The following is a 20083-nucleotide window of genomic DNA, read 5'->3' as shown; positions in this document are numbered from 1 at the left end:
CGGCCTCTTGCCGCAGGCCATCCGGCCGGTCCCGGAGGACCCGTCCGTCGGCTCGCGTTCATCGAGGACCCGGACCGCTCGAGGAGCGGCGCGCTGGCGCGCCCGTGTCCGTCTACCGTTCTCTCTCGCCCGCGCGCGAGACGGCGACGGCCGGGATGCACAGCCGATGGGACAGTTGTGCTGTCCTAAGTCGCGAAACTGCCAGATTGAAATGTTTTCAGCAAGAGACAGCCGACGGGCACGGTGTCGCCGCTCTGGATGACGGGTCGCGGCACGCATCGCGCCTCCGCAATCTCGCCCGAATCGCGGGGTCTACCGGGCAGGCCGAGCACAAGCGGCATGCGGGGCAACGACCTCGCCGGCATGGTCGAGGTCCGGGTCCACCGGCCCGGACCATGCCGGAACCGGACACTCTGCCGGGTCTCCAAACCCAAAACGCACAAGAGTGACGATGACGAGCAGAGTCGCTGCGCGCCTTCAATCCCCGATGATCAGAACGCTTCGCGCCGGCTTCATGTCGGTGCTCGCTCTCGTGGGAGCGAGCGCCGGCGCGCGCGCGCAGTTCGCCTTCGAGGACGAAGTCCTTCCGCCGCGCGTCGTGGCCTGGCGCCTCGCCGACCGCGGGTTCAGCGGCCTGAGCCGTCCGCGCTTCGACGGGCGGGTCTACGTGGTCGACGCCGTCGGTCCCGCCGGCGCGCCCGTCCGGCTGTTCGTCGATCCCATGACGGGTGCAATCGTGGGCCGCCGCCCGATCGGCGCGCCCGAGACGGTCGCGCGGCTGGAGCGGCCCGCACCGGGATTCGGCTGGACCGAGGACGAGGTGGTGCCCCGTCGCGCGATGCGCCCCGTCCCCTCCGAGGACGGCCCGGTGGCGCGGACGCCTCGCCGGCCGGCCGGCGAGGCGCTGCGGCCTGACGCCAACCCGGAAGGCGTGAATCCCGACAATGTCGGCCGGACCGCTCCGCCGAAGCGGGTCGCGCGCGGGGCGCTCGCCAGGACCCCGGAGTTGAAGCCGCCGCCCCGAACCTCCCCCCAGGCGCCGGCCCCCAAGCTCGCGCCGGCCGATGCGGCCAAGGCGGATCCGAATGCCGGGCCGGCGCCCGAGACCAAGGCGGCGTCGATCGAGAAGACGCCCGCCGCGGCTCCCGCTCCGCCGTCCGCCACGCCGTCGAAGCCGGCCGACGCCGCCGTGGCAGGAGCGCCCAAGCCGGCCGCGAAGGACTGGAAGGACCCGCCCACCGACAAGAAGCCGGTCCGGGTGATCGGGGGCGCGACCGTCGTCCCGGGCCAGGCCGAGTAGTCTCGGAGACCGAGGCGAGCGCGTCACGCGCCGTCGGTCAGCCGCTCGGCGCCCGTGAACACCGTGACCGTGTCGGCCCGCGCGATGGCGCAGAGCGTCATGCCGTAGGAGCGGGCGCGCTCCAGGGCCAGGGACGTCGGCGCCGAGATGGCAACGATGACGGCCGCCCCGAGGCGCGCGGCCTTCTCGACCATCTCGAACGAGCAGCGGCTGGTGATGACCAGGAACCCGGCGTCCACGGCCGTGTCCGTCCGCATCAGGGCGCCGATCAGCTTGTCCAGGGCGTTGTGGCGGCCGACATCCTCGCGGACCGCGGCGAGGCCGCCGTCGAGGCGAGCCCAGGCCGCGGCGTGGACCGCGCGGGTCTCCGCACCGAGCCGCTGTGCGCCGTCGAGGTCCGCCAGGGCGCGCGCGATGGCCGGCAGCGCGACCCGGACCTCGGAGGCCGCCCGGCCTCCGGCCCGCGGCAGCTGCGCCAGATCCTCGATGCCGCAGACCCCACAGCCGGTCCGGCCGCTGATGGCGCGCTTGCGTGCCAGATGCTCGCGGAGCCGTCCCGGCGCGAGATCGACGTGGAGGCGAAGTCCGTCCGGCCCGGCCTCCACCCGGGTCGCGCGGATCTCCTCCGCGCTGTCCACGATGCCCTCCGTCAGGCTGAACCCGTAGGCGAAATCCTCGAGGTCGGCGGGCGTCGCCATCATCACGGCGTGCGGCACGCTGCCGTAGACGAGGTTGACCGGCGCTTCGACGGCGAGCGGCCGCGTGCCCGATCTCGGCGCCGAAGCCGCATAGGGCATCACCTGCATCGGCGCCGGCACCGCGCAGGGCAGAGGACCGGACGTGAGGCTGCCGGTTTGCGTGGACATCGTGGACTCCGCAGGCGTGACACGAACGCGTCGCGACGCTTCATCCCCGGCGCGACGCGACGGGGAACAATTTTGCCGCCCCCCTAGTGCGCCGACGCCACGAGGCGCCGTCAACTGGCTGGAAAGCGCGCGATGCGACGCTTGTGCGGTTGCACGTGGCCGGCCCTTGTGGTCTGAAGCGCCGGTCGGATAATGCCGGGTAACACAACCGGTACTCCGTCACGTCGGTACAATCCCGCACGCGGTCAAGACGGGAAGGTCCGGCGGCAGCCAGATAGTTCAGGGGAGCCACGAGAGGCAGATGCGGACGGTGCGGACGATCAACCGGTCACTCTGGAGCCTCGCCGCTCTCGGCGCCCTGCTCTTCCCGATATCCGGCGCGCAGGCCGCGGGCTTCGGTCAGCCCGTGCCGTGGGAGATGGACCGGCAGATCCCGGTCACCGAGAACGCGCGCGACATCCTGAACTTCGAGATCGGACTGCACTGGCTGTCCCTTGCCATCTCGGTCTTCGTCCTCGGACTCATCCTCTGGTGCGTCTACCGCTTCGGCGAGAAGCGGAACCCGACGCCCTCGCGGACCACGCACAACACCGCCATCGAGATCGCCTGGACGATCGTGCCGGTGCTGATCCTGGTCGCCGTGGCGATCCCGTCCTTCCGCCTGCTGCGCACGCAGCTCTCGGATCCGAAGGCCGACATGATCGTCAAGGTCATCGGCCATGCCTGGTACTGGTCGTACGAGTACCCGCAGACGGAGGCCGGCGGCGGCTTCACGTTCGATGCCAACCTCGACGAGGACAAGCAGCCGCGCCTGCTCCAGACCGACAACGAGATGGTCGTTCCGGTCAACAAGATCGTGAAGATCCAGGTCACCGCCGCCGACGTGCTGCATTCCTGGGCGATGCCGGCCTTCGGCTTCAAGATCGACGCCGTCCCAGGCCGGCTGAACCAGATGTGGTTCAAGGCCGACAAGGAGGGCACGTTCCACGGCCAGTGCTCGGAGCTGTGCGGACAGCGCCACGCCTACATGCCGATCGTGGTTCGCGTGGTCAGCGAGCAGGCCTACGCCGACTGGCTGAAGGAGGCGAAGACCAAGTACGCCCGCATCGACACCGGCACGAGCGTCGCCGAGGCGCGCTGAGCCCCGGCTGACCGACCCGAACCCATCAGATCCACAAGGCATCCGAATCCATGGCTACAGCCGCAGCCCATGCAGAGGCCCACGAGGTCCACGACCATAAGCCGTCGTTCTTCGCCCGCTGGTTCCTGTCGACGAACCACAAGGACATCGGCACGCTCTACCTGCTCTTCGCCTTCTGCGCCGGCATGATCGGCGCGTTCCTCTCCTTCGGCATCCGGATGGAGATGGAGGCGCCCGGCCTGCAGTACTTCTCGAATCCCGCGACCTACAACGTCTTCGTCACGGGCCACGGGCTCATCATGGTGTTCTTCATGGTGATGCCGGCGCTGATCGGCGGCTTCGGCAACTGGTTCGTGCCCCTCATGATCGGCGCGCCCGACATGGCGTTCCCGCGCATGAACAACATCTCGTTCTGGCTCACGGTCGCGGGTTTCTGCTCGCTGCTCTGCTCGCTGTTCGTCGAGGGCGCTCCCGGCGCGTCCGGCGCCGGCACCGGCTGGACCGTCTACCCGCCGCTCTCGACCGCCGGCCATCCCGGCCCGGCCGTCGACTTCGCCATCTTCGCCCTGCACCTGTCGGGCGCGGGCTCGATCCTCGGCGCGATCAACTTCATCACGACCATCCTGAACATGCGCGCCCCGGGCATGACGCTGCACAAGATGCCGCTCTTCGCCTGGGCCGAGCTGGTGACCGCGTTCCTCCTGCTGCTGTCGCTGCCGGTGCTCGCGGGCGCCATCACGATGCTGCTGACCGACCGCAATTTCGGAACGACCTTCTTCGATCCGGCCGGCGGCGGTGACCCCATCCTGTACCAGCACCTGTTCTGGTTCTTCGGTCACCCCGAAGTGTACATCATGATCCTGCCGGCCTTCGGCATCGTGTCGCACATCATCGCTACCTTCTCGCGCAAGCCGGTCTTCGGCTACCTCGCGATGGCCTACGCCATGGTGGCGATCGGCGTGGTCGGCTTCGTCGTGTGGGCCCACCACATGTACACCGTCGGTCTGTCGCTGCAGACGCAGTCCTACTTCGTGTTCGCCACGATGGTGATCGCCGTCCCGACCGGCGTGAAGATCTTCTCGTGGATCGCCACCATGTGGGGCGGCTCCATCCGCTTCACCGCCGCGATGCACTGGGCGGTGGGCTTCATCTTCCTCTTCACGGTCGGCGGCGTCACCGGCGTCGTGCTCGCCAACTCGGCGGTCGATAAGTACCTGCACGACACCTATTATGTGGTGGCGCACTTCCACTACGTCCTGTCTCTCGGCGCCGTGTTCATCATCTTCGCCGGTATCTACTACTGGTTCCCGAAGATGACCGGCCACATCATCCCGGAATGGGCCGGCAAGCTGCACTTCTGGCTGGCCTTCATCGGCGCGAACATCCTGTTCTTCCCGATGCACTTCCTCGGACTGGCCGGCATGCCGCGCCGCTACGCCGACTACCCGGACGCCTTCGCCCAGTGGCACAAGGTGTCGACCTACGGCGGCCACATCTTCGGTCTCGGCATGTTCGTGTTCGTGATCGGCGTGGTCCTGGCCTTCCGCTCGAAGGAGCGGGCCGCGGACAACCCGTGGGGTGAAGGCGCCACCACCCTCGAGTGGACGCTCTCCTCGCCGCCCCCGTTCCACCAGTTCGAGACGCTGCCCCGCATCGTCGACGAGCCCGGCGCGCACTGATAGACACCCCGCGAGGGCCGCATCCGCGGCCCTCGCCCTTACCCGGAGGCCGGTCGGCCGACCTCCCGGCAAGGGCGAGCGATGAGGGCGATCCGCACGGGCCGAGGTAGACTCCCTGGGCCCCGCTCACGCCGATCCTTGGAACACGTCGAATTCGAGACACGACTCGGCCGTGACGCGCGCGGCCGGGCGCCGACACAGCAGCGGCAGACGCGATGACGAGCCTGACGAACACGATCGGACCGGACGTTCCGGGTCCGGCCCTCACGACCGCCAACGGCGACGTTCCGGACTACTTCGCCCTGCTGAAGCCCCGGGTGATGGTCCTCGTCATCTTCACCGCGCTGGTCGGCATGGTGGTCTCGCAGGGCCACGTGCAGCCGGCCATCGGCGCGATCTCGCTCCTCGCCATCGCGGTCGGAGCCGGGGCGTCCGGCTGCCTGAACATGTGGTGGGACGCCGACATCGATGCGGTCATGAGCCGGACCGCCACCCGGCCGATCCCGTCGGGCCGGATCACCTCGGAGGAGGCGCTGGGCTTCGGGCTGTTCCTGTCGGTCGCCTCGGTGGTCGTGCTCGGGCTCGCCGCCAATCTCCTGGCCGCCGCGCTCCTCGCCTTCACCATCGTGTTCTACGCGGTGGTGTACTCGATGTGGCTGAAGCGGGCGACCGCTCAGAACATCGTCATCGGCGGCGCCGCGGGCGCCCTGCCGCCGGTCATCGGCCAGGCGGTGGTGACCGGGTCGATCGGCATCGAGTCGCTGATCCTGTTCGCCATCATCTTCATCTGGACCCCGCCGCACTTCTGGGCGCTCGCCCTGATCAAGGCCGACGAGTACGCCCGCGCCGGCATCCCGATGATGCCCAACGTGGCCGGCCCGGCCTCCACCCGCCGCCAGATCGTGTGGTACTCGCTGCTCCTCGCGCCGCTCGGCCTCGTCCCGGTGGCGCTGGGCTTCGGCGGGCTCGTCTACGCTGTGGTCGGCCTGGTGGGCGGCCTCGGCATGGTGGCCTTCAGCATCCGGGTGCTTCGGAACCCGGAGGGCGATGCCGAGCGGCGCGCCGCCATGGGCATGTTCGGCTTCTCGATCCTCTACCTGTTCGCGCTGTTCTCGGCGCTCCTGGCCGAGCAGAGCTTCGGCCTGTTCCGCCCGGTCCTGGGTTGAGCGCCATGGCGGATCCCGAGATCCAGTACCGGCCGCTCACGCCCGAGCAGGAGGCGCGGCGCCGCAAGCGGTCGATCGCGATCGCGCTGGCCCTCGGTGCCTGGGTTCTGCTGTTCTTCGTGCTGACGATCGTCAAGCTCGGACCGCAGATCCTGAGCCGGCCGATCTGAGGCGTTCGCGATGACACTTCCTCCTTCAGGACCGAGCCGGGCCGCGACGCGAACGGCCCTGGCGTGCGCGGGTCTCGCCGTCGGCATGGTCGGCCTCGCCTTCGCGTCGGTGCCGCTCTACGACGCCTTCTGCAAGGCAACCGGCTACGACGGCACGCCCCGGCAGGGGCCGGCGCTCTCGGCCTCAGCGGCGCGGACCGACGACAGCATGGTCGTCCACTTCGACACGAACGTCGCGCCGGGCCTGCCCTGGAAGTTCATCCCGGAGGTGAGCAGCGTCGAGGCGAAGCTCGGCGAGACCAAGACGGTCTTCTTCCGTGTGCAGAATACCGGCAGCACGCCCTCGGCGGGGGTCGCCACCTTCAACGTCCAGCCGGGGCTGATGGGCGGCTATTTCGTCAAGATCGCCTGCTTCTGCTTCAACGAGCAGACGCTCCAGCCGGGCGAGACGTTGGACGTGCCGGTGGTCTTCTACGTCGATCCGGCCGTGCGGGACGACTCGAACACCGCGCATCTCTCGGAGATGACGCTATCCTACACGTACTTCGCCTCCAAGAACGGCCAGCCGGTCAAGGCGACGGTGGCGAAATCGTCTTCTCCGGGCACGAAGGGCGATTTCTGATCGCGGCCTCGTGACAACACGGGGCTGCACCGACTAAAGCTGCGGGCAAGCTTGGGTGTGGTGCGTGCCGCGCCCGGCCAAGAGCAAGCAACGAACAGCGTAAGGCCGGGAACGGCGCAGGGCGCGAGGGTGAGGAGCGACGGGACGATGGCCGAGGCGCACGCCAAGAATCACGACTTTCACATCCTGAATCCGAGCCCGTGGCCGTTGCTCGGGGCCTTCTCGGGCTTCCTCATGGCGTTCGGCGCTGTGTTCTGGATGAAGAGCCTCCAGATCGGCACCCTGAGCCCGGGACCCTACATCTTCGGGGCCGGCACGATCGGCGTTCTCTACACCATGTACGCGTGGTGGAAGGACGTCGCGCACGAGGCCAATTCCGGCGACCATACCCGCGTCGTGCAGTTGCACCACCGCTACGGCATGATGATGTTCATCGCCTCCGAGGTGATGTTCTTCGTCGCGTGGTTCTGGGCCTACTTCGAGGCCGCCCTCTACACCGCCGACCCGATCCAGGTCTCGCGCGTGGAGTTCACCGGCGGTGTCTGGCCGCCGAAAGGCATCGAGGCGTTCGATCCCTGGCACCTGCCGCTCCTCAACACGCTGATCCTGCTGACCTCGGGCACCACCGTGACCTGGGCGCACCACGCGCTGATCGAGGGCGACCGCAAGGGCCTGAAGTACGGCCTGTGGCTGACCATCATCCTCGGCGTCCTGTTCACCGCCTGCCAAGCCTACGAGTACAGCCACGCCGAATTCGGCTTCTCGGGCAGCATCTACTCGTCGACCTTCTTCATGGCGACGGGCTTCCACGGCGCCCACGTGATCATCGGCACGATCTTCCTGGCAGTGTGCCTGTTCCGCGCCTACGCGGGCCAGTTCACGCCCCGTCAGCACCTCGGCTTCGAGTTCGCCGCCTGGTACTGGCACTTCGTCGATGTCGTGTGGCTGTTCCTGTTCGCCGCCATCTACGTGTGGGGCTCCGGCGTGTTCCACGGTGGCGGCGCTCACTGAGCGGAACCATCTCGCCGCTGCATGGCGGACCTGCGAAGGGCGGCTCAGGCCGCCCTTCTGCATTTCCGACGCCGCGCGATCCCCATATCGAGGGGGCGGCCCCGACGCGGGGCATGGCGCCCGCGCGGAACAGGTCTGGAGTGTGCCCGTGGACGACCGAACCTATTCGCCGCCGCCGCCGATCCCCACCGGCCTGCGCGGCCGCTGCCCGCGCTGCGGCGAGGGTCATCTGTTCAAGGGCTTCCTGACCCTGCGACCGTCCTGCGAGGCCTGCGGCCTCGACTACGCGCATTTCGACTCGGCGGACGGGCCAGCCTTCTTCGTCATGTCGATCGTCGGCCTGGTCGTCGTCGGCCTCGCCCTGTGGCTGGAGATCACCTACGAGCCGCCGATCTGGGTCCACGCCCTCGTGGCGCTGACGCTCTCGGTCGGACTCAGCCTGATCCTGGTGCGGCCCCTCAAGGGTCTGCTGATCGCCCTGCAGTTCAGCAACCGGGCCGAGGAAGGGCGCTTCAAGCCGTGACCGCGACCGAACCGCAACGGGCTGCCTGGCGCGACCTCGTCGCGCCGGGACTCGCCTCGCTGATCGCGCTGGCCATCTTGCTGGGCCTCGGAACGTGGCAGCTCGAGCGCAAGGCCTGGAAGGAAGATCTCATCCTCCGGCTCGTCCGTCAGACCCGCGCGGAGCCGGTAGCGCCGCCGGCCGCGGAGTCCTGGGATCCGGCACGCGACGAGTTTCGCCATGTCCGGGTCGCCGGTCAGTTCCTCAACGATCGTGAGACCCTGGTCCACGGATTGGCGCCCGGCGAGACGCCGGGGCGCGCCCTGCAGGGGTACTACGTGCTGACGCCGTTCCGCCGCGAGGATGGCAGCCTCGTGCTGGTCAACCGGGGCTTCGTTCCCACGGAACTGAAGGCGCAGGGCGATCGCCGGGACGGCCTGATCGACGGGCCGACGACGGTCACCGGTATCCTCCGCGCGAGCGAGGCCCGAGGGATGTTCGTGCCGGAGCCGGATCCCGCACGCGAGGAGTGGTTCAACCGGGATATCACCGGCATCGCGGCGGCGCGCGGTCTCGGAACGGTCGAGCCCTACCTGATCGAGGCGGACGCCGTTCCCGGACAGACGACCTGGCCGCGCGGCGGCCAGCTGCGGGTCGACCTGCCGAACAACCACCTGCAATACGCGTTCACGTGGTTCGGCCTCGCCGCCTGCCTGATCGGCGTGTTCTCGGTCTTCGCGTGGCGTCGCCTGCACGATTCGCCCGCGGCGCGCGCCGCCTAGAATAAAGCCGCACGCGCAGGATCTCGGCGAAGAAGAGTCTCGCCGGGATCAGCCCAAAAAAGGCAACCCGTTCCTTTGACCGACGGCCATCGCCCCGGAATACTTTCTGTGTTCTTGAGCGATCGGCCGCGCTCTGCATAGTGTATTCAGTTCGCGGCGATCATCCGAAGACGTCACGGCGCCTGACCGCCGTGCAACTGAGGTAACGCCGGATGACCAGCCATCTCGCCAACTCGGCGGCGCGCGCGCCGATCCGCTTCGCCTACTGGGTGCCCAACGTCTCCGGGGGCCTCGTGATCAGTAAGATCCCCCAGCGCACGAGTTGGGACGCCGCGTACAATCGGAAGCTAGCCCAGATCGCCGAGGAAGCGGGCTTCGATTACGGGCTGACGCAGATCCGGTTCACCGCGGGCTACGGCGCCGAGTACCAGCACGAATCGGTCGCTTTCAGCCACGATCTGCTGGCCGCGACCACCAAGCTCAAGGTGATCGCCGCCCTCCTGCCCGGGCCGTGGCATCCCACGCTCGCCGCCAAGCAGATCGCAACGATCTCACAGCTCACCGAGGGCCGCATCGCGGTGAACATCGTCTCTGGCTGGTTCTCGGGCGAATTTCGGGCGATCGGCGAGCCATGGCTGGACCACGACGAGCGTTACCGCCGGTCTGAGGAGTTCATCCGGAGCCTGCGCGGGATCTGGACGCGGGACAATTTCACCTTCCGCGGCGACTTCTACCGCTACAGCGACTACACGCTGAAACCCAAGCCCGTCGATCCGCTGCCCGAGATCTTCCAGGGCGGCTCGTCGCGCGCCGCGCGCGACATGGCGGCCCGGGTCTCCGACTGGTACTTCACCAACGGCGGCACGCCGGAGACCATCCGCGCCCAAGTGGACGATATCCGCGCCAAGTCGGCCGAGACGGGCAATCATCCGCGGATCGGCGTGAACGCCTTCGTGATCGCCCGCGACACCGAGGAGGAGGCCCGCGCCGTTCTCCAAGAGATCATCGACAACGCCGATCCGGACGCCGTGAAGGCCTTCGGCCACGAGGTGAAGAATGCCGGCAAGGCCTCTCCCGAAGGTGAAGGCAACTGGGCGAAATCGAGCTTCGAGGATCTCGTCCAGTACAACGACGGCTTCAAGACCAATCTGATCGGCACGCCCGACCAGATCGCCGAGCGGATCCTCGCGCTGAAGGATGCCGGTGCCGACCTCGCCCTGCTGGCATTCCTGCATTTCCAGGAGGAGGTCGCGTATTTCGGCGCGCACGTGATCCCGCGGGTCCGCGCCCTCGAGGCCGCCCGCGACCGGCGTGCCGAGGCGGCCTGAGCGCCGCAGACTCGATCGAAACTTGCCTGACCGGAGTGAGCCATGAACATCGCCGTGGATGCGCGCGCACTCGAGCCGGAGCGCCGCCCGGGCGCCACCGGCCCCGCGAGGCCGCCCTCCCCCGCCCACGTGATCCGTGACGACGCCGAGGCGCTGGCCGCGGCTCACCGGCTCGCGGCCGATTTCCGCGCCGGCGCCTCGGAGCGGGACCGCCACGCCGTGCGGCCGCTGGCGGAGCTCGACGCCTTCTCGCAGAGCGGGCTCTGGTCGATCAACGTGCCGCGAGCCTATGGCGGCCCCGAGGTCTCCTACCGGACCCTCGCGCAGGTAATCGCCATCGTGGCGGCCGCCGATCCGGCCATCGCGCAGATCGCCCAGAACCATCTCGGCATCCTGGCAGCCATCCGGACGGTGTCGGACGAGGCGCAGAAGCACCTGCTGTTCGGCGAGGTGCTGCGCGGCGCGCGCTTCGGGAACGCCTTCTCGGAGCGCGGCACCAAGCGGGCCGCCGATTTCGATACCCGCTTCACCGATCACGGCGACCACGTCGTGGTCCGGGGTCAGAAGTTCTACGCCACGGGCGCCCTCCTCGCGCATCTGGTACCGATCGTCGCCCTCGATGAGGAAGGGCGCGCCTGGTACGCTATCGCCGAGCGGGACGCGCCCGGGCTCACGGTGATCGACGACTGGTCGAGCTTCGGCCAGCGCGGGACCGCGAGCGGGACCGTGCTGATCGACGACGTGCGCGTGCCCAGGACGCATCTCGTGCCCGCCTGGAAGGGCTACGCGGCGCCCAGCGCCGACGGCGCCGTGTTCCAGATCATCCAGGCGGCGGTCGATGCCGGGATCGGCCGCGAGGCCCTCGACGACACCATCGGCTTCGTCCGCGAGAAGGCCCGGCCCTGGATCGACAGCGGGCTGGAGCGGGCCGCCGACGATCCCTACACGATCCAGGCGATCGGCGACCTGACCATCCGGCAGCACGCCGCCGAGGCGCTGCTCGACCGGGCCGGGCTCGCCCTCGACGCGGCCGTCGCGCGGCCAGACGCCGAGACGGTCGCCGCGGCGCAGATCGCCGTCGCCGAGGCGAAGGTGCTGACGACAGAGGTGGCCCTGGCGGCGTCGAACAAGCTGTTCGAGTTGTCGGGCACCCGCTCGACCCTGGCGGCGGAGAATCTCGACCGTCACTGGCGGAACGCGCGCACGCACACGCTGCACGACCCGGTCCGCTGGAAATACGCGATCGTCGGCAACCACGCCCTCAACGGCGTGAACCCGCCGCTCCACGCCTGGAGCTGATCGGCGGCCTACAGCACCGGCAATCCCCGCGCCTTGGCCTCCTCGCCAGGCTCGACGTGGATGGTCACCACCGCCCCGGGGATCGTCGTCTCCAGGGCGGATTCCAGCCGGTCGCAGATCGCGTGCGAATCCTCGACGGTCATCGCGCCGGGGACGACGAGGTGGAAGTCGATGAAGGTCGCCTGACCGGCAGAGCGCGTGCGCACGTCGTGCGCCTCCAGCGCGCCCTCGCCGTGCTGGGAGATGAGCGACCGGATCTGGCTCACCATCTCGGCCGGGGCAGCCCGGTCCATGAGGCCGTCCACCGACTCCCGAACCATGCGGAAGCCGGACCACAGGATGTTCAGGGCGACCAGCCCGGCCACCACGGGATCGAGGACGGGGTAGCCCGTCAGCACGACGGCGCAGACGCCGGCAAGCACGCCGCAGGACGTGACCACGTCGGCGAAGACGTGGCGCGCGTCTGCGATCAGGGCCGGCGACCGCCACCGCCGGCCCCAGCGCATCAGCGCCGCCGCCCAGACCGCGTTGACGATCCCGGCCGCGAAGTTGATCGCGAGGCCGATCGCGGGCGCGTCGAGGGGCTTCGGGGCGAGCAGGCCGAAATAGGATTCGCGCAGGATCAGCAGCGCCGCCACCACGATCAGCGCGCCCTCGATCACCGCCGAGAAGAACTCGGCCTTGTGGTGACCGTAGGGGTGGTCCTCGTCGGCCGGTCGCGCGGCGACCTTCAGGGCCACGAAGGCGCCCACCGCGGCGACCACGTTGATGATGCTCTCCAGCGCGTCGGAGTAGAGGGCGAGGCTGCCGGTGAGCCACGCCGCGTAGAACTTCATCGCCGTGACGGCGAGGCCGATGCCCGCGCTGAAGAGGGCAGCTTTCTGGGTGCGGTCCATGGTTCGCGCCGTTGGGGTGTCGCCGCGCCCATACGGCACCGGCCATGGGCAAGGCCACGGCAAAGGTTCGACGCCGTCGAAAACGTGTTAGCCGCGGCTAAGTCTCCGACGAACCACCGTTGTCCCGGGCGGCTTCGCGTCGGCGGCTCGGCTCCGCCCTGGCGCGCGCGGCCTCCGCCTTGCGCAGGTAGCGACGGCGCTGCCAGGCGAAGCGCGCTCCGGCGGCGAGGGTCTCCAGCCGGGCGGCCTCGCGCTCCCAGAACCCGAGGAGCTGCCCGTCGAGGGTGACCCGCCGGGGGCGACCGCGGGGCGTCACGCGTCGCTCCCCCGCGGCGCCGGCGGCACGCCCGTCTCGGCCACGACCAGGGCGTCCGGATCGCCGCGGAAGCTGCCGGCGCCGGTATTCGGCACCGGGATTCCGGGGCTGCCGAAGGGCGGGCTCGGGTAGGCCGATTCGAACTTCGCGCGGGCGGTGTCGGGATCCTCGGCCTTCAGCACGATCTCGGACGTGCCGGGGAGCGGCCAGCGGGGATCGGCGACGTCACGGGGGCGAACGGCGTACCAGGGCATGGGTCGGGTGCCTCGCGTCTCGGTGACGCGGAAAACGGACGCGCTCCTCCGCGGTTCCGCGGTTGAAACCGCGTCCCGTTCGGTGCAGGCAGCCGGCGATGCGCGTGGACCTCTTCGATTTCGAGTTGCCGGAGACCAGCATCGCCCTGCGCCCGGCCGAGCCGCGCGACGCCGGGCGGATGCTCGTGGTCCGCCCCGGTGCGCCGCTGGTCGACCGGACCGTGCGCGACCTGCCCGACGCTCTCCGGGCCGGCGACGCCCTGGTCTTCAACGACACGCGGGTGATCCCCGCCCGGTTGAACGGCGTGCGCACCCGCCCCGGCGCCCCCGGCCAGCGCACGGAGGTGATGCTCCACCTGCGCGAGGCCCCCGACCGGTGGCGCGCCTTCGCGCGTCCGGCCAAGCGGCTCACGGCGGGCGACGCGCTGCGCTTCGGCGATCTGACGGCGACCGTTCTCGAGAAGGCCGAGGCCGGCGAGATCGTCCTGGCCTTCGACCGGGCCGGGCCCGAGCTCGACGCGGCCATCGCCGCGGAGGGCGCCCTGCCGCTGCCCCCCTACATCGCGGGCAAGCGCGCCACGGATGCCCGCGACGCCACTGATTACCAGACGGTCTACGCCCGCAATCCCGGGGCGGTGGCGGCCCCGACGGCCGGCCTGCACTTCTCGGACGCCCTGCTGGCCGATCTCGACGCCGCCGGTCTGCAGCGCCATCACGTCACGTTGCATGTCGGCGCCGGGACCTTTCTGCCGGTCAAGGCCGAGGACACCGACGGGCACCGCATGCACGCGGAGATCGGCATCCTCGACGCCGCCACGGCGGACGCCCTGAATGCCGCGCGGGCCGCCGGCGGCCGGATCGTCGCGGTCGGAACCACGGCTCTGCGCCTGCTGGAGAGCGCGGCCCGCCCGGACGGGACACTCGCACCCTTTTCCGGACCGACCGAGATCTTCATCACCCCGGGCTACCAGTTCCGGGCGGTCGACGCTCTCGTGACCAACTTCCACCTGCCACGCTCGACGCTGTTCATGCTGGTCTCAGCCTTCTCGGGCCTCGAGACGATGCGCGCGGCCTACGCGCACGCGATCGGCGCCGGGTACCGGTTCTACTCCTACGGCGACGCCAGCCTGCTCTTCCCGGGCCCGCGCGCGGACACCCCATGACCGACAGCGCTAGCTTCCGCTTCGACCTGCTGGCCCGGGACGGCACCGCCCGGACCGGCATGATCGCGACGCCGCGCGGCGAGATCCGGACCCCGGCCTTCATGCCGGTGGGCACCGCCGCGACGGTCAAGGCGATGTATCCCGGCCAGGTCCGTGACCTCGGCGCCGATGTGGTGCTGGGCAACACCTATCACCTGATGCTGCGGCCCGGCCCGGAGCGCATGGCCCGGCTCGGCGGCCTGCACCGCTTCATGAACTGGGACCGGCCGATCCTGACGGATTCCGGCGGCTTTCAAGTGATGTCGCTCTCCGCCCTGCGGAAGATCGACGAGCAGGGCGTGACCTTCCGCTCGCACATCGACGGCACAGCGCACCACATGAGCCCGGAGCGCTCCATCGAGATCCAGGGTCTGCTCGGCTCCGACATCCAGATGCAGCTCGACGAGTGCGTCCGCCTGCCGGCGGATCACGCGGCCATCGAGAAGGCCATGCACCTGTCCCTGCGCTGGGCCGAGCGCTGCCGCGTCGCGTTCGGCGACCAGCCCGGGCGAGCCCTGTTCGGCATCGTCCAGGGCGGGGACGTGCCGGCCCTGCGCGTCGAGAGCGCCCGCGCGCTGACCGATCTCGATCTCGAAGGCTACGCGGTGGGCGGCCTCGCCGTGGGCGAGCCCCAGGCCGTCATGTTCGCCATGATCGAGACGGTGGAGCCGCACCTGCCGACCGCGAAGCCCCGCTACCTGATGGGCGTCGGCACGCCGGACGACATCCTCGGCGCGGTGGGGCGCGGCATCGACATGTTCGACTGCGTGATGCCGACCCGCGCCGGCCGGCACGGCCTCGCCTACACGCGCCACGGACGGGTCAACCTGCGCAACGCCCGCCACGCGGAAGACACCGCGCCGCTCGACGTGGCCTCGACCTGTCCGGCCGCGCGGGACTATTCTCGGGCCTACTTGCACCACCTCGTGCGCTCGAACGAGATCCTCGGGATGATGCTGCTGACGTGGAACAACCTCGCCTACTACCAGGACCTGATGGCCGGCGCCCGCGCGGCGATCCGCGACGGCCGCTACGCGGATTACTGCGCCGCGACCCGCGCGGGCTGGGCCAGCGCCGAGCGCGCCGCCGCTTGACCGGGCATCACGGGTGGGCGAGCACCCGGTAGACCCCATCCGGATCGTCGCGGCCGGTGGCGACGGCGCTCGCGAGATCCGAGACGATGCGCGCCGCCACGGGCAGGCGGTAGTGCAGCGCGTCCCAGTAATTCGCGTCCCGGGTCGTGAGCGGCGAGATTCGGCGGAAATCCACCACGACCGCGCCGTGACGCGTCCCGATCATCGCGGCGCGCGCCTTGCAGGCTTCCTCGCGCAAGCCGACCGCCGAGCCCGGTGATCCCTGCGCCGCCGCGTGAACCGGCATGAAGGCCACGATCTTCAGGGCCTCGACGGGCACGCGGCCGAGAAGATCGTCCAGGCGGTCGAGGGCCGGCATCGGCGCGTCGGGCGGTTCCGCGGCCGACGAATCGACGGCACCGGCGCGGATGTGGGCCTGGGCGCGAACGAGATCGTAGTGCGCCTCAGGTGGCGTGAACACCGCGTAGCCGTCGCCGCGGATCCGCGCCTGCGCCAGTCCGAGATCGGCGAGCCCGATTCGGACGGCCGTCGTGACCGCGCGCAGGCTGACCTGCCGCAGGACGTCGCCGGGCGCCCGGTCCGCATAGAGCCAGTCGGGGAAGGCGTGGGCGGTTCGGGCCGGCGGATCGGCGGCGCACCAGGAGGCGTCGAGGCCCAACAGGACCGCGCGGACCGGCCGGCGGGCCAGGAACAGCGCGGCGAGGCGAGCCTGCTCATCGGGCGTCGCGGCATTCACCGCCAGATTGGCGAACCGGACGCCGAAGGCCGCGTCGAGCGCCTGCGGGTCGAGCAGCCGCGCGGTCGAAGTGCCGAAGACCGCCGCGTCGAACGGCCCGCCGCGGGCGATCTGCGGATAGGAGAGCCGCTGATTGGCGTCCATGATCGGTCCCGGCGGATGCCCGGGCGCCGCCCGCAGACCGTAGGGATCGACCGCGGCCACGAAAACGACCAGCGCCACGCCCATGCTGACGGCGCTGACGAGGAAGCTGCGCGCGAAGCCGACCCATCCTGCGGGTCGGGAGCCGGCTTGACCGTGTGAAGGCGAATCCATCGGGCGGCTTCATACGCCGTTTGGCCGGCCACGTCGCAAGCGCGCAACCGGCCGGGCGCCAGACACCGTGCGCAGACCCCTGATACAACGGCTGGGTGTAGAGCCTGCGACAAAAGGGCTACGGAAACATGTTGTTCCGGCGCGACAGCGCTTCCTGCACTTCTGCTGCTATGTATATGAGTACGGGTCGATTGCCGGCGCTTGACGATTTGATTTCGATGAAATTGATGATGATCACGGCACGCAGCCCGCGCGAACAATCTAGCAACGACACTCAGTGATCCAGTAGCGATATCGAAGACGCCGTCGATCCTCGTGTGCGGGAAAAACAAGGTATGCGCCGACACACTCGAGGTCCTTCGTCGTAAGCTGCCAGATCACACGATCGTGTACGTTTTCGCCGACAAGGATGAGACTTCCGCGCGGGTCGCGCGCGACGTGGCGCACCGCCTCGGGATCGAGAGCCGCGGCGTCCGAAATGCCGAGGCCTTCGCACGCACCTATTTCGAGATCGATCCCACCCTGCTCCTGTCGGTTCAGTTCTCGATCATCTTGAGACACGACATCATCGAGCACGGCGGCGACCGACTCATCAACCTCCACTTCTCGCCGTTACCGCGCTACCGCGGGATGGCGCCCATCACGCTCGCCATCCTTAACGGCGACGCGACCTTCGGCGTGTCGCTCCACATCATCGATGCCGGGATCGACACGGGAGCCCTCGTGGATCAGGAGACCTTCGCGATCGAGGGCCGATCCAATCGCGAGGTCTACAGCCTCTGCGAGCAGGCCGGCGTGCGACTGATCGAGCGGAACGCGGCCATATTCGGGGCCGTTACCGCGACGCGCGGCCTGTCGGGTATGGCCGCCGTCCAAGACGACGCGGCGGCGACCTATTTCAGCAAGACGGATATCGACTACGCGCGGACAGAGATCGACTTCAACCGAACGGCGGCCCAGATCGACCGGCACGTGCGCGCCTACCTGTTCCCGCCCAACCTGTACGCGCGTATCACGGTCAGCGATCGGCGCTTCCGGGTCTTGCAGCCTCCGGAGGTCGGCGCGCGCTGCACGGATCGCAAACCCGGTCTGGTAGTGCAGAGCGATCCGCTGACCGTGACGACGCGCGACCGGATCCTGATCTTCAGACAGACAGAAGAAGATGCCTGAGCGCATGTCGAAGCCCACCCTGTTGCTGATGGATGTCTTCGGCATCCTCGATGCGAGCCGCAGCGGGCTTATCGACGCCTTCGCGGCGGCCGGATGCGACGTCGTCGTCGCGAACTTTGCCTATACCCACCTCAGCCAGTCGGAGGAGCTTTCCGAGACCCTGCTCGCCTTCTTGGAGGCCGACGGCGTTGCGATCGACGGCGCCCTGAGCATCAATGCGGTCGGGCTTTCCGCGCCGATCTATGAGGGTCTCGCGCGGCGCGGCGCGGCGCACGCGGCGTGGTTCGTCGACAGCCCCTTCTACTTCTCCGGCCTTGAGATCCCCGAGAGCGTATTGCTGAGCGTCGCGTGCAGCAACTTCGCAGAGCATCCGCAGGCGACCCGGGCCGACTGGCTGCCCTTCGCGGGCTTCGAGCCCCGGCCATCCCAGAACCGAGCCGCGACCTCGGTCGGCTTCCTCGGGTCGCTGCATCACATCGCGCTCTACGCGGCGCGCTCGCAGGACGGCCTCGTCGGTTCCCGCACCGGCCCTCTCCCGGTGGGGGTCGAGCTCCGTGATCGTATGCGTTCGCCATTCTTCATGATCGACGAGACGTGGAGTCTACCCGACGGCACGCCGGTCAACGCGATGGAGTACTTCAATTTCCAGTCATCGATGCACCGACTGGAACTCCTCTCCTACTTCTCGGCGACCGATCTGGAGATCCAAGGACCGCCGAGCTGGTACAAGGAACTCTGGACGGCAGCCCCTCACCTCCTTCACAAGTTTTCCGTGAACAGCGTCGCCGGCGAGCGGGAGATGCGGGCCTACATGGCCCGCTACCGCATCTGCCTGAATATCTTTCACATTCAGAATATGAACGGTGGCCCGAACTTCAGAAGCTTCGACGCCGCTTCGCACGGCGTCCCGTGCCTGTCCCAATATAACCGCGACTGCACCGCCCTCTTCCCGCACGGTGAGGCGGCCCTGTACTTTAATAACCCTGCCGAGGCGCTTCATCTACATCGGGAGCTCGACGGCAGTAGTCGGCTGAGACAGAAGCTCGCGGCGGCAGCCGCGCGGGTCGTTCGCGACGGGAACACGTTCAGCCATCGCGCCAGCCGCTTCCTCAAAACGCTGGCGCTAAGACAGCGGGCCGGTACCGCCAGGGGCACAATCCGGCATCTGCGCTGGCAGGATGGCTGGACCGCCGAGCCGGAGGATGCAGCGCTGGCGGCAGCAGCTTCTCCGGAGCCTTCGCAGGCCGGAAGAGAGTTCCTGGCCCGAAATCCCATCCGTCGCTTCTTCGAACGGGCGCGCCGCTAACGCGCGCCGCCGCGCGCGCATTTCGAATCCGCGCGCGGGCCGTTCCACACGGGCAAATCCACAAACCACGTGAACCGATCGGCCGCGGCCCATATAGACTCAGGGCGTCCCCGCTCGGTGAGGGTGTGCGGCGTGGAAAGGCGGCATGACGTTCACGGCACACAACATCCGCCTCGCAGACGGGTCCGAGACCTTGCCAGAGGCGGGCTGGTTGATCGCCGACAGCCCCTGGACCCAGGCGGCGCTGCGCTCGCTCCGGCTGTTCTACGGGCACAGGCTGGCCGGCCGCTCGATCGTCGATCTGGGCTGCCTCGAGGGCGGGTACACGCTCGAGTTCGCCCGCGCCGGAATGCGCGCCACGGGTGTCGAGGTGCGCCGCTCCAATTTCGAGAACTGCCTACGGGTCAGAGATGGGGCCGGCGTCCCGGACCTCGGCTTCGTCAACGACGATGTTTGGAACCTCGCGGCCCACGGTCCCTTCGATGCCGCGTTCTGCTGCGGGCTGCTCTACCACCTCGACAGACCGGCCGCCTTCATCCGCCTCATGGCTGACTGCGTGCGCGACGTGATCATCCTGCACACGCATTTCGCGACTGACGAGAACCGAGACCTGTTCCAGCTCTCGCCGCCGGCGGAGAACGAAGGCCTGCCCGGCCGCTGGATGCACGAGCACGATCTCGACGACACCAGCCAGCTCGAAGCTCACAAATGGACCTCGTGGAGCAACAAGCGCTCCTTCTGGCCGACCAAGCCGGCCCTGATCCAGCTCCTGAAGGCGTGCGGCTTCGACATGATCTACGAGCAGTACGACATGCTCGGGCTCGACATCCGCGGTTCGATGGAGAGTGGCTACTACCACCAGCAAGGCCGGGGCATGTTCGTGGCCATGCGGACCTGAGCGACGCAGGCACCCGCGTCGATTCTGAGC

The 20083-nt window shown here is 69.1% G+C and carries 21 protein-coding genes; 16 read left to right on the top strand and 5 right to left on the bottom strand.

Features of this window, described 5'->3' with window-relative positions; translation table 11 throughout:
• Positions 1-487: 487 nt before the first annotated feature.
• Positions 488-1300 carry a hypothetical protein gene (locus tag J3A75_RS02980; protein WP_043072889.1) on the top strand — a complete coding sequence of 271 codons (813 nt, stop codon included), beginning with the start codon at positions 488-490 and terminating at the stop codon, positions 1298-1300.
• Between the two features lie 23 nt (positions 1301-1323).
• Here J3A75_RS02980 and fdhD read toward each other — a convergent pair whose 3' ends face one another.
• A complete protein-coding gene (gene fdhD / locus J3A75_RS02975) occupies positions 1324-2166 on the bottom strand; it encodes a formate dehydrogenase accessory sulfurtransferase FdhD (protein WP_058607577.1) in 843 nt (280 codons plus the stop codon).
• 301 nt (positions 2167-2467) lie between these two features.
• Here fdhD and coxB point away from each other — a divergent pair, with 301 nt between their 5' ends.
• The 10 genes from coxB (at position 2468) to J3A75_RS02925 (ending at position 11866) form a co-directional block, all read left to right on the top strand.
• Positions 2468-3307, top strand: coding sequence for a cytochrome c oxidase subunit II (gene coxB / locus J3A75_RS02970; RefSeq protein ID WP_012317061.1), 840 nt, complete (start codon positions 2468-2470; stop codon positions 3305-3307).
• A 50-nt stretch (positions 3308-3357) separates the two neighbouring features.
• On the top strand, positions 3358-4986 hold the full coding sequence (gene ctaD, locus J3A75_RS02965) for a cytochrome c oxidase subunit I (protein ID WP_012317060.1): 1629 nt from the start codon (positions 3358-3360) through the stop codon (positions 4984-4986).
• Between the two features lie 215 nt (positions 4987-5201).
• On the top strand, positions 5202-6152 hold the full coding sequence (locus J3A75_RS02960; RefSeq protein WP_070998242.1) for a heme o synthase: 951 nt from the start codon (positions 5202-5204) through the stop codon (positions 6150-6152).
• Positions 6153-6157: 5 nt separating this feature from the next.
• On the top strand, positions 6158-6322 hold the full coding sequence (locus J3A75_RS02955; protein ID WP_012317058.1) for a hypothetical protein: 165 nt from the start codon (positions 6158-6160) through the stop codon (positions 6320-6322).
• Between the two features lie 10 nt (positions 6323-6332).
• Entirely contained in the window at positions 6333-6944 is a 612-nt protein-coding gene (locus J3A75_RS02950) for a cytochrome c oxidase assembly protein (protein ID WP_029359136.1), read from the top strand.
• 147 nt (positions 6945-7091) lie between these two features.
• Positions 7092-7955 carry a cytochrome c oxidase subunit 3 gene (locus tag J3A75_RS02945; RefSeq protein ID WP_012317056.1) on the top strand — a complete coding sequence of 288 codons (864 nt, stop codon included), beginning with the start codon at positions 7092-7094 and terminating at the stop codon, positions 7953-7955.
• Positions 7956-8103: 148 nt separating this feature from the next.
• On the top strand, positions 8104-8478 hold the full coding sequence (locus tag J3A75_RS02940; protein ID WP_012317055.1) for a DUF983 domain-containing protein: 375 nt from the start codon (positions 8104-8106) through the stop codon (positions 8476-8478).
• On the top strand, positions 8475-9239 hold the full coding sequence (locus tag J3A75_RS02935; RefSeq protein WP_209649688.1) for an SURF1 family protein: 765 nt from the start codon (positions 8475-8477) through the stop codon (positions 9237-9239). Before J3A75_RS02940 ends, J3A75_RS02935 begins: the two co-directional genes overlap by 4 nt.
• A 212-nt stretch (positions 9240-9451) precedes the next feature.
• Positions 9452-10567 carry a dimethylsulfone monooxygenase SfnG gene (gene sfnG, locus J3A75_RS02930; protein WP_012317053.1) on the top strand — a complete coding sequence of 372 codons (1116 nt, stop codon included), beginning with the start codon at positions 9452-9454 and terminating at the stop codon, positions 10565-10567.
• A gap of 42 nt (positions 10568-10609) precedes the next feature.
• Positions 10610-11866, top strand: coding sequence for an SfnB family sulfur acquisition oxidoreductase (locus J3A75_RS02925; RefSeq protein ID WP_012317052.1), 1257 nt, complete (start codon positions 10610-10612; stop codon positions 11864-11866).
• An 8-nt stretch (positions 11867-11874) separates the two neighbouring features.
• Here J3A75_RS02925 and J3A75_RS02920 read toward each other — a convergent pair whose 3' ends face one another.
• The 3 genes from J3A75_RS02920 to J3A75_RS02910 form a co-directional block, all read right to left on the bottom strand.
• Positions 11875-12762 (bottom strand): cation diffusion facilitator family transporter, encoded by an 888-nt coding sequence (locus tag J3A75_RS02920; protein WP_012317051.1) that lies wholly within the window; start codon positions 12760-12762, stop codon positions 11875-11877.
• A 97-nt stretch (positions 12763-12859) separates the two neighbouring features.
• Complete coding sequence (locus tag J3A75_RS02915) at positions 12860-13078, bottom strand: hypothetical protein (RefSeq protein ID WP_012317050.1); 219 nt, start codon at positions 13076-13078, stop codon at positions 12860-12862.
• A complete protein-coding gene (locus tag J3A75_RS02910; protein ID WP_012317049.1) occupies positions 13075-13332 on the bottom strand; it encodes a hypothetical protein in 258 nt (85 codons plus the stop codon). Before J3A75_RS02910 ends, J3A75_RS02915 begins: the two co-directional genes overlap by 4 nt.
• A 98-nt stretch (positions 13333-13430) precedes the next feature.
• Here J3A75_RS02910 and queA point away from each other — a divergent pair, with 98 nt between their 5' ends.
• Together queA and tgt are read left to right on the top strand one after the other, a co-directional pair.
• On the top strand, positions 13431-14495 hold the full coding sequence (queA, locus tag J3A75_RS02905; protein WP_070998240.1) for a tRNA preQ1(34) S-adenosylmethionine ribosyltransferase-isomerase QueA: 1065 nt from the start codon (positions 13431-13433) through the stop codon (positions 14493-14495).
• A complete protein-coding gene (gene tgt / locus J3A75_RS02900; RefSeq protein ID WP_209649686.1) occupies positions 14492-15628 on the top strand; it encodes a tRNA guanosine(34) transglycosylase Tgt in 1137 nt (378 codons plus the stop codon). Before queA ends, tgt begins: the two co-directional genes overlap by 4 nt.
• Positions 15629-15635: 7 nt before the next feature.
• On the opposite strand, the gene J3A75_RS02895 is transcribed toward tgt, so the two are convergent.
• Complete coding sequence (locus J3A75_RS02895; protein ID WP_070998237.1) at positions 15636-16679, bottom strand: hypothetical protein; 1044 nt, start codon at positions 16677-16679, stop codon at positions 15636-15638.
• Between the two features lie 315 nt (positions 16680-16994).
• On the opposite strand from J3A75_RS02895, the gene J3A75_RS37190 reads away from it, so the two are divergent.
• The 3 genes from J3A75_RS37190 (at position 16995) to J3A75_RS02880 (ending at position 20053) form a co-directional block, all read left to right on the top strand.
• A complete protein-coding gene (locus J3A75_RS37190) occupies positions 16995-17849 on the top strand; it encodes a methionyl-tRNA formyltransferase (protein WP_209649684.1) in 855 nt (284 codons plus the stop codon).
• A gap of 4 nt (positions 17850-17853) precedes the next feature.
• Positions 17854-19155, top strand: a complete 1302-nt coding sequence (locus tag J3A75_RS02885) for a glycosyltransferase (RefSeq protein WP_012317044.1) — start codon at positions 17854-17856, stop codon at positions 19153-19155.
• Between the two features lie 145 nt (positions 19156-19300).
• On the top strand, positions 19301-20053 hold the full coding sequence (locus tag J3A75_RS02880) for a class I SAM-dependent methyltransferase (RefSeq protein WP_012317043.1): 753 nt from the start codon (positions 19301-19303) through the stop codon (positions 20051-20053).
• Positions 20054-20083 lie beyond the last annotated feature (30 nt).

Origin of the sequence: Methylobacterium sp. PvP105, from assembly GCF_017876975.1 — a bacterium.
Taxonomy (GTDB): domain Bacteria; phylum Pseudomonadota; class Alphaproteobacteria; order Rhizobiales; family Beijerinckiaceae; genus Methylobacterium; species Methylobacterium radiotolerans.
Note: the sequence above shows the minus strand (reverse complement) of the source record. Positions and strands in the feature narration are given on the sequence as shown.

Coding starts and splice junctions, on each gene's coding strand:
- J3A75_RS02960 (WP_070998242.1), top strand. CDS start 5,202: ATGACGAGCCTGACGAACACGATCGGACCGGACGTTCCGGGTCCGGCC.
- J3A75_RS02945 (WP_012317056.1), top strand. CDS start 7,092: ATGGCCGAGGCGCACGCCAAGAATCACGACTTTCACATCCTGAATCCG.
- J3A75_RS02880 (WP_012317043.1), top strand. CDS start 19,301: ATGACGTTCACGGCACACAACATCCGCCTCGCAGACGGGTCCGAGACC.
- ctaD (WP_012317060.1), top strand. CDS start 3,358: ATGGCTACAGCCGCAGCCCATGCAGAGGCCCACGAGGTCCACGACCAT.
- J3A75_RS02895 (WP_070998237.1), bottom strand. CDS start 16,679: ATGGATTCGCCTTCACACGGTCAAGCCGGCTCCCGACCCGCAGGATGG.
- coxB (WP_012317061.1), top strand. CDS start 2,468: ATGCGGACGGTGCGGACGATCAACCGGTCACTCTGGAGCCTCGCCGCT.
- J3A75_RS02885 (WP_012317044.1), top strand. CDS start 17,854: ATGTCGAAGCCCACCCTGTTGCTGATGGATGTCTTCGGCATCCTCGAT.
- J3A75_RS02950 (WP_029359136.1), top strand. CDS start 6,333: ATGACACTTCCTCCTTCAGGACCGAGCCGGGCCGCGACGCGAACGGCC.
- J3A75_RS02920 (WP_012317051.1), bottom strand. CDS start 12,762: ATGGACCGCACCCAGAAAGCTGCCCTCTTCAGCGCGGGCATCGGCCTC.
- fdhD (WP_058607577.1), bottom strand. CDS start 2,166: ATGTCCACGCAAACCGGCAGCCTCACGTCCGGTCCTCTGCCCTGCGCG.
- tgt (WP_209649686.1), top strand. CDS start 14,492: ATGACCGACAGCGCTAGCTTCCGCTTCGACCTGCTGGCCCGGGACGGC.
- queA (WP_070998240.1), top strand. CDS start 13,431: ATGCGCGTGGACCTCTTCGATTTCGAGTTGCCGGAGACCAGCATCGCC.
- sfnG (WP_012317053.1), top strand. CDS start 9,452: ATGACCAGCCATCTCGCCAACTCGGCGGCGCGCGCGCCGATCCGCTTC.
- J3A75_RS02980 (WP_043072889.1), top strand. CDS start 488: ATGATCAGAACGCTTCGCGCCGGCTTCATGTCGGTGCTCGCTCTCGTG.
- J3A75_RS02955 (WP_012317058.1), top strand. CDS start 6,158: ATGGCGGATCCCGAGATCCAGTACCGGCCGCTCACGCCCGAGCAGGAG.
- J3A75_RS02910 (WP_012317049.1), bottom strand. CDS start 13,332: ATGCCCTGGTACGCCGTTCGCCCCCGTGACGTCGCCGATCCCCGCTGG.
- J3A75_RS02925 (WP_012317052.1), top strand. CDS start 10,610: ATGAACATCGCCGTGGATGCGCGCGCACTCGAGCCGGAGCGCCGCCCG.